The organism is Streptomyces sp. YS-3 (assembly GCF_045257485.1).
Taxonomy (GTDB): domain Bacteria; phylum Actinomycetota; class Actinomycetes; order Streptomycetales; family Streptomycetaceae; genus Streptomyces.
Window position 1 is genome coordinate 1 of the sequence record NZ_JBJHPC010000733.1, and the last position, 3,037, is coordinate 3,037.

Sequence of the window (3,037 nt, forward strand, 5' to 3'; positions counted from 1 at the left end):
CGCCCCCACCACAGCGATCCCCACCGCAACCCACGGCATCGTCGTCCCCACCAGGCGCAGGGCGAAGAACGTCTGGAGCCAGGGGACCGCCAGGACCAGGAGGAAGGCGAAGCCCATCGACGCCACCAGGGCTATCCGCCACCACGTGTACGGGCGGGCGATGATCGCCAGGACCCACATCGACACCAGGAACAGCGTCAGCGTCGCCGCGCTGGTCTCGGCCTCGCGGGCGTCCGGCCCCGTGTAGTAGTGCCGCGCCAGCAGATACGTGGCGAAGGTGGTCACCGCCGCGATCACCCCGCCGGGGATCGCGTACCGCATCACGCGCCGTACGAAATGCGGCTGGGCCCGTTCCGTGTTGGGGGCCAGCGCCAGGAAGAACGCCGGGATGCCGATCGTCAGCGTGGACAGCATCGTCAGATGGCGCGGCAGGAACAGGTATTCCACCTGGGTGCAGACCACGAGGAGCGCCAGCAGTACCGAGTACACCGTCTTCACCAGGAACAGCGTCGCCACCCGCGTGATGTTCCCGATCACCCGGCGCCCCTCCGCCACCACCGACGGCAGGGTGGCGAAGCTGTTGTCCAGCAGGACGATCTGGGCCACCGCCCGCGTCGCCTCCGAGCCCGACCCCATGGAGACGCCGATGTCCGCGTCCTTGAGGGCCAGGACGTCGTTGACGCCGTCGCCCGTCATCGCCACCGTGTGCCCGCGGGACTGCAGCGCCGCCACCATGTCCCGCTTCTGCTGCGGCGACACCCGCCCGAACACCGCGTTCTCGTCCAGGACGGACGCCATCTCCGCGCGCCCCTCCGGCAGCTTGCGCGCGTCCACCGCGTTCTGCGCGCCCGGCAGGCCCAGCTTGCCGGCCACCGCGCCCACCGAGACCGCGTTGTCCCCGGAGATGACCTTCGCGTGGACGTCCTGCTCCTCGAAGTAGCGCAGGGTGTCGCCCGCGTCCGGTCGCAGCCGCTGCTCCAGCACCACCAGCGCCGTCGCCCGCGCGTCCGTCGCCACCCGCGGGTCGTCGAGCTCGCGCCCGGCGCGGGCCAGCAGCAGGACGCGCAGGCCCTGTTCGTTGAGGGAGTCGATCTCCGCGAGGGACGGGTCGTCCGCCGGCAGCAGGACGTCCGGCGCGCCCAGCAGCCACGTCGAGTTCTCCCCGTCGCCCTCGCTGAACGCCGCCCCGCTGTACTTGCGCGCCGAGGAGAACGGCAGCGACTCCGTGCACCGCCACTCCTCGCTGTCCGGATACGCGTCGATGACCGCCTGGAGCGAGGCGTTGGGACGCGGGTCGGACTCGCCGAGCGCGCCGAGCACCTTGCGTACGTACGCCTCGTCGGCGCCGTCCAGGGGCCGCAGCTCGGTGACGTCCATGCCGCCCTCGGTGAGCGTGCCGGTCTTGTCGAGGCAGACCACGTCCACGCGCGCGAGGCCCTCGATCGCGGGGAGCTCCTGCACCAGGCACTGCTTGCGGCCGAGCCGGATCACCCCGATCGCGAAGGCGACCGAGGTGAGCAGCACAAGGCCCTCGGGGATCATCGGGACGATGCCGCCCACCGTGTACGCGACCGACTGCTTGAAGTCGTCGTCCTTGACCACGAGCTGGCTGATCACCAGGCCGATCGAGGTCGGGACCATCAGCCAGGTCACGTACTTGAGGATCATCGAGATGCCCGAGCGCAGCTCGGAGTGGACCAGGGTGAAGCGGCTGGCCTCCTCCGCGAGCTGCGCCGCGTACGCCTCGCGTCCGACCTTCGTCGCGGTGAACGCGCCGCCGCCCGCGACCACGAACGACCCGGACATCATGCGGTCGCCGGGCTTCTTGAGGACCGGGTCGGCCTCGCCGGTCAGCAGCGACTCGTCGATCTCCAGACCGTCGGCCTCCACCACCTCGCCGTCGACCACGACCCGGTCGCCCGGCCCGAGCTCCACCAGGTCGCCGAGGACGATCTCGGAGGTGGAGATCTCGGCGCCGGTCCCGTCGCGCCGGACCGTCGGCTTGGCCTCGCCGATGACCGCGAGTCCGTCCAGGGTATTCTTGGCGCGCAGCTCCTGGATGATGCCGATGCCCGTGTTGGCGATGATCACGAAGCCGAAGAGGCTGTCCTGGAGCGGCGCCACGAAGAGCATGACCACCCACAGCACGCCGATGATCGCGTTGAAGCGGGTGAAGACGTTGGCGCGGACGATCTCGGCGGTGGAGCGGCTGCTGCGCAGCGGTACGTCGTTGACCTCGCCCCGGGCGACGCGTTCGGCGACTTCGGCGGTGGTCAGACCGGTCGCCCGGCCGGACGCCACGGGCGGCGGCACGGGGTGGACGGGGTCGAGTTCCGCCCCGGCGTCGATATTGGCGCGCTGCGTCATGATTTCGACGGTACGGGGGGAATTCCCGCTTCACCTGCCGGGAACGTCGAACATCAGACCAGGGGAGGAGACGAATGGTCCTGTGGCGGTACGCCCGCCGGGAGGTCTCCTACCGCGCCGGCCCCTACCGCGCTGTCACCTCACGGCGTCCCGGCCGCCGCGTCCCGCTCCGCCGCGTGCCGCTTGAGGGCCGCGTCGCGCCCCCGTACGTACCAGATGCCGATCAGACCGAGACCGCCGCCGGCCAGGCACGTCCACACCCACCACAGATGGCCGTGGTCGTCGAACCAGCCGTAGAACGGCAGCTGGACCAGGAAGAGGACGAACCAGAGGATCGTGCCGCCGGTGATGGTGGCGACGACCGGCCCTTCCAGGGGCTCCGGCGCCTCGTGCTTCGGGGTCCACTTCTCCATGCGATCAGTGTAGGGGGACGCCCGTGCCGCCCCGGCGGACCGTTCGCGGCCTTCCGCACCCCGGGCGCCCCTTGTGTCTACGCGCGGAGATAGCGATCTTCGACTTATGTATTCATACTGAAACGGCTTACGGCTGACTCGTTTTGTTCGTTGAAACGTCCAAAGAAGTTCGGGTAAAGCCGCTTACGCAGTGCGCAGCTCCCGCTCCCCCGCCCCGTCTCACGACTGAGGTTCCGCATGTCCCCGTCGGCCACCGC

At 70.1% G+C, this 3,037-nt stretch carries 2 protein-coding genes; both read right to left on the reverse strand.

Annotated features, from left to right (window positions below; translation table 11 throughout):
• The coding region (locus tag ACJA3G_RS34020) for an HAD-IC family P-type ATPase (RefSeq protein WP_406556890.1) at nt 1-2,367 on the reverse strand (2,367 nt) is incomplete at its 3' end.
• A 140-nt stretch (nt 2,368-2,507) separates the two neighbouring features.
• Nucleotides 2,508-2,780 (reverse strand): DUF2530 domain-containing protein, encoded by a 273-nt coding sequence (locus ACJA3G_RS34025; protein WP_406556891.1) that lies wholly within the window; start codon nt 2,778-2,780, stop codon nt 2,508-2,510.
• Nucleotides 2,781-3,037: the final 257 nt, after the last annotated feature.

What these genes read in the sequence shown, in the direction of transcription:
- ACJA3G_RS34025 (WP_406556891.1), bottom strand. Translation starts at nt 2,780, where the DNA reads ATGGAGAAGTGGACCCCGAAGCACGAGGCGCCGGAGCCCCTGGAAGGG.